The organism is Sphingomonas sp. PvP055 (assembly GCF_040546365.1).
Classification (GTDB): Bacteria; Pseudomonadota; Alphaproteobacteria; order Sphingomonadales; family Sphingomonadaceae; genus Sphingomonas; species Sphingomonas echinoides_A.
On sequence record NZ_JBEPNS010000001.1, the window covers coordinates 2108992 to 2115000 of the forward strand.

General features: G+C 67.9%; 6 protein-coding genes (1 of these 6 only partly in view). 4 read left to right on the forward strand and 2 right to left on the reverse strand.

From position 1 onward, the window contains the following. Positions 1-6 precede the first annotated feature (6 nt). On the reverse strand, positions 7-420 hold the full coding sequence (locus tag ABIC16_RS10010; RefSeq protein ID WP_354290963.1) for a ribbon-helix-helix domain-containing protein: 414 nt from the start codon (positions 418-420) through the stop codon (positions 7-9). A gap of 206 nt (positions 421-626) precedes the next feature. Between ABIC16_RS10010 and ABIC16_RS10015 the strand changes: the two genes are divergently transcribed. Together ABIC16_RS10015 and ABIC16_RS10020 are read left to right on the forward strand one after the other, a co-directional pair. Then, positions 627-1505, forward strand: a complete 879-nt coding sequence (locus ABIC16_RS10015; protein ID WP_354290964.1) for a TauD/TfdA dioxygenase family protein — start codon at positions 627-629, stop codon at positions 1503-1505. Continuing rightward, positions 1502-2797: an MFS transporter gene (locus ABIC16_RS10020; RefSeq protein ID WP_354290965.1), complete on the forward strand. Its 1296-nt coding sequence runs from the start codon at positions 1502-1504 to the stop codon at positions 2795-2797. The genes ABIC16_RS10015 and ABIC16_RS10020 overlap by 4 nt, the downstream gene beginning before the upstream one ends. A gap of 7 nt (positions 2798-2804) precedes the next feature. On the opposite strand, the gene ABIC16_RS10025 is transcribed toward ABIC16_RS10020, so the two are convergent. Beyond that, positions 2805-3005, reverse strand: a complete 201-nt coding sequence (locus ABIC16_RS10025; RefSeq protein WP_277969137.1) for a DUF5818 domain-containing protein — start codon at positions 3003-3005, stop codon at positions 2805-2807. Between the two features lie 170 nt (positions 3006-3175). On the opposite strand from ABIC16_RS10025, the gene ABIC16_RS10030 reads away from it, so the two are divergent. Both ABIC16_RS10030 and ABIC16_RS10035 read left to right on the forward strand, forming a co-directional pair. Next, a complete protein-coding gene (locus ABIC16_RS10030; RefSeq protein ID WP_354290966.1) occupies positions 3176-3856 on the forward strand; it encodes an ABC transporter ATP-binding protein in 681 nt (226 codons plus the stop codon). Further along, on the forward strand, positions 3849-6009 hold the 5' portion of the coding sequence (locus ABIC16_RS10035; RefSeq protein ID WP_354290967.1) for an FtsX-like permease family protein. The gene runs 365 nt beyond the window's last position; the window shows 2161 of its 2526 coding nt (coding positions 1-2161); its start codon is at positions 3849-3851; its stop codon lies beyond the right edge, outside the window. Before ABIC16_RS10030 ends, ABIC16_RS10035 begins: the two co-directional genes overlap by 8 nt.

Consider the following 6009-nt stretch of genomic DNA (forward strand, 5'->3'; position numbering starts at 1 on the left):
TAGAAATCAGGCGATGCGGTCGGCGAGCGCTGCCTTGACCGCAGGACTGGCATGAAGCGCACCGAGCACGGTAATCGATCCGATCGTCGCGCGGGCGAGTTCGGGGGAGACGTCCGCGGCGATCGTGGCGAGACCCAGCACGCGGATGTCGAGGCGTTCGCCCGCTGCCTGTGTCGCTTCCAGATCGCGCGCCGAATAATGGCAGAGGCCGAGTTGTAACTGGCGGCGGATGGTCGATTGTTTCGCGGATTCGCTGTGCCGTTCGAGCTGATTGCGGATCGCCGTACGAATGAAGTCGCTGCGGTTGCCATAGAACCCCTCGCGGACGAGCAGATCGACGTAGCCGAGGTCGACGAAGCCGAGATTGATCGTAATCTTCTCGCTGTCACTCTGCTTCGTCTCGCGTACCGCGACTGTCATGAAAATCTCCGTACCATCCGTGTGGATGGTATATGGATGGTGTTGCGAAGGTGTTCAACCGTGGGCGCCATAAAGATTGCGAGGAACACCAAAACTTTAGGCCCGACAACGAATTGCAAGGCCCGGGTCTCGCCGCATCTTCGTATCCTCCGAACGAATGACATGCCCGGCACGAACGTGGTCGGGCTGTACAAACAGGAGAGCTTATGAGCGACCATGACCAACGCACCGTGGGCCAATTGGACGTTCGGGCGTCAGGCGGCGGGCTCGGCGCGGAAGTGCGCGGTATCGATCTGCGCACGCTGGACGAGGAGGGCTTTGCGGAACTGCATGCGGCGTGGCTGGAGAACCTCGTCCTGCTGGTTCGGTCGCAGCAGCTCGAGCCGGCCGATCTCATCGCGTTCAGCCGGCGGCTCGGCGCGCTCGATCATGCCCCTGTCCAGGAAACCGGGCGGCGCTTCGTCGGCAACATGCCGGAGCTCTATGTCGTGTCCAACGTCGTCGAGAATGGCGCGCCGATCGGGAGCCTCGGCAATGGCGAGGCGGTCTGGCATACCGACATGTCGTATATCGAGCAGCCCCCCAAGGCGAGCGCGCTCTATGCGCTGGAAGTGCCGCCGACCGGCGGGAATACCAGCTTCGTCAACATGTACGCGGTCTATGACTCGCTCCCCGAGACGTTGAAGCGGCGGATCGCCGGTCGGCGGGTCAAGCATGACGGAACGTACAATAGCGGCGGCTATGTCCGGCAAGGGGTCGTGCCGAGCGACGATCCGCGCGAGGCCCCGGGCGCGCTGCACCCGCTCGTCTACACCCATCCCGAAACCGGTCGTCCCGCCTTGTATCTCGGGCGCCGACGCAACGCCTATGTCGAGGGGCTGGAGCTCGCCGAGTCCGAGGCGCTGCTCGATGCGCTGTGGGGGTATGTCGACCAGGCGGCGCTGACCTGGACCAACGTTTGGCAAGTCGGCGACTTGGTCCTGTGGGACAATCGTTGCACGATGCACCGGCGCGATCCGTTCGATCCGGATACGCGGCGGGTGATGCACCGTACGCAGATCAAGGGCGAAAGCCGCCCTGCGTGACGGATACGGTGCCGATGAAAGCGGACATCCCCGGTCGTCGCAGGTTCGGGGTGTCGGTTCCGACCCAGGTGCTGGCGGTGCTCTGCCTGATGTATCTCGTGCTGTACGTCGAGCGCGTGAACATCGCCACGATCGCGCCGGCGATGACCGCGGACCTTGGCCTGACCAACGCGCAGTTCGGGTTGGCGGTCTCGGCCTTCTCCTATCCCTACGCGTTGATCCAGTTGTTCGGCGGATGGATCAGCGATCGCTTCGGGACGCGGCGGACGCTCCTGTTCTGCGGTGCCTTGGTGACCGCTGCTACGATGTTGACGGGCCTCGTGGGCGGGCTCGCTTCGCTGTTCGCGCTTCGGCTGGCGCTGGGGTTCGGCGAGGGGTTCGCCTTTCCCAGCGCGACGCGGGCGATCGCGACGTGGCTCCCGGTTTCGCGCTGGGGGTTCGCACAGGGGATTACGCATGCTGCCGCGCGGCTGGGCAATGCCCTGACGCCGCCGCTGGTCGTCGCGGTGCTGACGTTTGCCTCGTGGCGTGGCGCGTTCGTGGCGCTTGGCCTGTTCAACCTGATCTGGGTGCTGCTGTGGTTCTTGATCGCGCGGGACGATCCGCGGAGCCACCCCGGCATGACCGAAGCCGATATCGCCGCGCTGCCGCCCGCCCCCGCAAGATCGAAGACGGCCGTGGTGCCCTGGTGGCGGCTCGCGCGGCGCATCGCGCCGGTGACCGCGGTCGATTTCTGTTACGGGTGGACGCTGTGGGTCTTCCTGACGTGGCTGCCGTCGTTCTTTTTGAAGAGCTACCACCTGGATCTTGCGCATTCTGCGTTGTTCTCGGCGGGGGTGCTGCTCGGCGGTGTCGCCGGGGACGCGGTCGGCGGACTGGTCAGCGACCGGATCTACCGCAGGACGGGCAATGTGTTGGCCGCGCGGCGCAACGTGATCATTACCGGGATGCTGGGCGCGTTCGTGTTCCTGATTCCGGTCGTCCTGACGCATGATCTGACTGTCGTTGCGATCTGCCTGTCGCTGGCGTTCTTCTTTTCCGAACTGGTGGTGGCGCCGATCTGGGCGGTGCCGATGGACATCGCGCCGGATCATGCCGGCGCGGCCAGCGGAATGATGAATTTCGGGTTCGGACTGGCCGGGATCCTGTCGCCGCTGGTGTTCGGTCTCGTACTCGATCTCACCGGGAGCTGGACCGCGCCGTTCTGTGCATCGATCGCGCTCCTGTTGGTCGGGGCAGGGTTGTCGTTCCTGATGCGGCCGGACAAACCGTTCGACCCCGGCGGCGGATGACGCCGGGTCAGGCGGGCGCGACCCCATCCGCGCTGACCCGGTCGCGCCCGACGATCGTCCCGCGCAGGCGCACGCGTTTCTCGACGAGATCGACCGGCGTGCGCTGCAGCTCGAGTTCGAACCGGCCGCCAAGGTCGCGCTGGAGGAAGAACGCGCCGCCGTCGCGGATCAGCGTGCCGGTTTCATCCACGGGTGTTCCAAGGTCCATTTCCGATCGTGTCCTGTTGTCTTGCATGATTCGGCGTTACCTTGGCATCGTCCCGGTCGGGGGAACACCCTTTCGTGCGGTGGCTGTGGCGGCTTGTCCGCGGAACGAAATGGGGCGATCGGACGTAGCATGCCGGGGCCGATCCGCACCCCGCGAACGGAGCATTGGCAATGGGCGAAGCTTCGCTTCTGGAGGTGCGATCGCTGGCCAAGGCGGTGCCCGGGCCAAGGCAGTTGTTTCGAAACCTCGATCTTGCGGTGGCGCCCGGGGAGCTGGTCGCCATCATCGGGGAGTCGGGCGTCGGCAAGTCGACGTTGCTCAATATTCTGGCTGGGCTCGACGATGCGGATCACGGGACCGTGGCGATCGACGGGACTGTTCTGGGGAGCCTCGACGATGCGGGCCGGACCCGGTTGCGGCGGGAGCGGATCGGCTTCGTGTTCCAGGCCTTCCATATCCTTCCCTACCTTACCCTTCGCCAGAATGTCGCGCTGCCGCTCGCGCTGGTGTCGCCCGATGCGCGCGCTGCCGAGGCGCGGGCGGAGGAGATGCTCGACGCGGTCGGCCTGTCGGGGCGCGGCGACGGCTATGCGCGCGATCTGTCCGGGGGCGAATTGCAGCGCGTGGCGATCGCGCGGGCGCTGGTGCATCGCCCCGCGCTGATCCTTGCGGACGAACCGACCGGCAACCTCGACCCGGAGACGGCGCGGCGCGTGCTCGCCCTGTTCGCGGAGGCGGTGCGCGGCCATGCGGCGGCTGGGGTGATGGTGACGCATTCCGACGCCAGCGCCGCGATCGCGGATCGCGTGCTGACGCTGGGCGCGGACGGTCTGGTCGAACGGCGTGGCTGATCGGGCCGGACTGATCTCGGGACGATTGGCGCTCGCATGGTTGATCGGGGGCGAATGGCGCTTCCATCCCGCACGCTTCGTGACGACGGCGGTGGCGATTGCGGTCGGGGTCGCGCTGGGGTTCGCGGTCCATCTGGTCAACGGCAGCGCCTTGTCGTCGTTCGACGGCGCGATGCGCGGGGTCAGCGGTGCCGCCGACCTGTCGATCCGCGCGACGAGTCCGCTGGGGTTCGACGAACGCCTCTACCCGCGCGTCGCCACCGCAGCGGGCGTGTTCGATGCAAGCCCGGTCGTCAGTCTCCCCGCGCGGATCGGGCGGACGCGGTTCACGCTGCTGGGGGTCGATGTGATCCGCGCGGCAAACGTGACCCCGGCGCTGATCGGTCGACGCCCGCGCGGACCGGACTCCGCCGGGGACGCGGCGTTCGACGAGGCCGCGCTGTTCCTGTCGCGCGATGCGCTGACGCAGACCCGCGCGAAGATCGGAGCGGTGGTTCCCGTCGTCGCGAACGGGCGGACGGTGCGCTTGCGGATCGCGGGAACACTCCCCGGCGCTGGCGACGTCGCGATCGGGGTGATCGACATCGCGACGGCGCAATGGCGGTTCGGCAAGCTCGGCCGGCTCGATCGGCTCGATCTGACGCTGTCCGATCGATCCGTGGCGGCGCCAGCGGTCCGCGCGATCCTCCCACCCGACGCGATCGTCTCGAGCGCGGCGGCGCAGAGTGCGCAGGGGGATGCCTTGTCGCGTGCCTATCGCGTCAATCTCGACATGCTTGCCCTGGTCGCGCTGCTGACCGGCGGGTTCCTGGTCTATTCCGCGCAGTCGCTGTCGGTCGTTCGCCGCCAGCGCGCCTTTGCATTGGTCCGGACCCTCGGCATGCCGCGCCGCGCCGTCGTCGCCGCGATCGTGACGGAAGGGCTGGGGATCGGGGTGGTCGGGGCAGCAGTCGGTCTGCTGGCAGGCTATGGTCTGGCGTGGGGCGCGCTGCGGTGGTTCGGGGGCGATCTCGGTGCCGGCTATTTCGGCGGCAGTGGGGTGCAGCTCGTGTTCCAGCCGCATGCCGCGCTCGGGTTCTTCACGCTCGGGCTGGTCGCGGCCATGCTGGGGAGCGTGCTCCCCGCGCTTGTCGCCGCACGCGCTGCGCCCGCCGCAGCGCTCAAGAACGCCGGCGACGTCGTCGATCCGCGCGCACCCGCGGCGTGGATCCCGGCGGTCCTGTTGCTGGGCGCGGGGGCGGGGGCCGCCTTGCTCCCGGCGGTGAACGGGTTGCCGCTGTTCGGTTTCATAGGGATGGCGCTGATGCTCGCGGGGGGCGTGGCGGGCGTACCCTGGTTCGCGCGTGCGCTGCTCAAGCCGATCGCTGCGCATGGGGCATGGCCGGTCCCGCGGATGCTGGCCGTACGCCACCTCTACGGTGCGCCGGGCGAGGCGGCGACGGCCTTGTGCGGGATCGTCGCATCGACCGCGCTGATGATCGCGATGGCGACGATGGTGACGAGCTTTCGCGGTGCGGTCGACGATTGGCTCGGGACCGTGCTCGGCGCGGATCTGTACGCGCGGACCACCGCGGGTGCCGCGTTTGACCCGGAAGTCCGCATGCGGCTCGCGGCGACTCCCGGGGTGGCGCATGTCGCGTTCAGCCGGCAGATCCCGCTGACGATCGCTCCCGACCGCCCCCCGATCAGCCTGATCGCCCGACCGGAACGGCAGGGACGCGATCCGCTGCTCGTCCTGATCGCGCGCGCGCCGACGATGCCTGCGACCGCGGTCCCCGTCTGGGTGTCCGAACCCGCGCAGCGGCTGTTCGGGTGGGATCCGGGCGAGACGATTGCGCTCCCGATCGCTGGGCGCACCCGGTTTTACGTGGCAGGGGTGTGGCGCGATTATGGACGCCAGGCCGGGGCGGTGCTGATCGACGAGGCGGATTATCAGAAGCTAACCGGCGACACCGGACGCGACGAGGTTTCGGTCATCGTCACGCCGGGAGAGGACGTCGCGCGGGTCTCCGCCAGGATGACCGCCCGGCTACCCGCGGCATTGCGTGATCAGGTCGAGATCACGCGGCCCACGACTTTGCGCCGGTTCGCGTTGACGCTGTTCGACCGCAGCTTCGCGGTCACCTATCTGCTGGAAGCGGTGGCGATCCTCG

Excerpts from the sequence above, each read along its gene's own strand:
- ABIC16_RS10015 (WP_354290964.1), top strand. The coding sequence starts at position 627 with ATGAGCGACCATGACCAACGCACCGTGGGCCAATTGGACGTTCGGGCG.
- ABIC16_RS10030 (WP_354290966.1), top strand. The coding sequence starts at position 3,176 with ATGGGCGAAGCTTCGCTTCTGGAGGTGCGATCGCTGGCCAAGGCGGTG.
- ABIC16_RS10010 (WP_354290963.1), bottom strand. The coding sequence starts at position 420 with ATGACAGTCGCGGTACGCGAGACGAAGCAGAGTGACAGCGAGAAGATT.
- ABIC16_RS10025 (WP_277969137.1), bottom strand. The coding sequence starts at position 3,005 with ATGGACCTTGGAACACCCGTGGATGAAACCGGCACGCTGATCCGCGAC.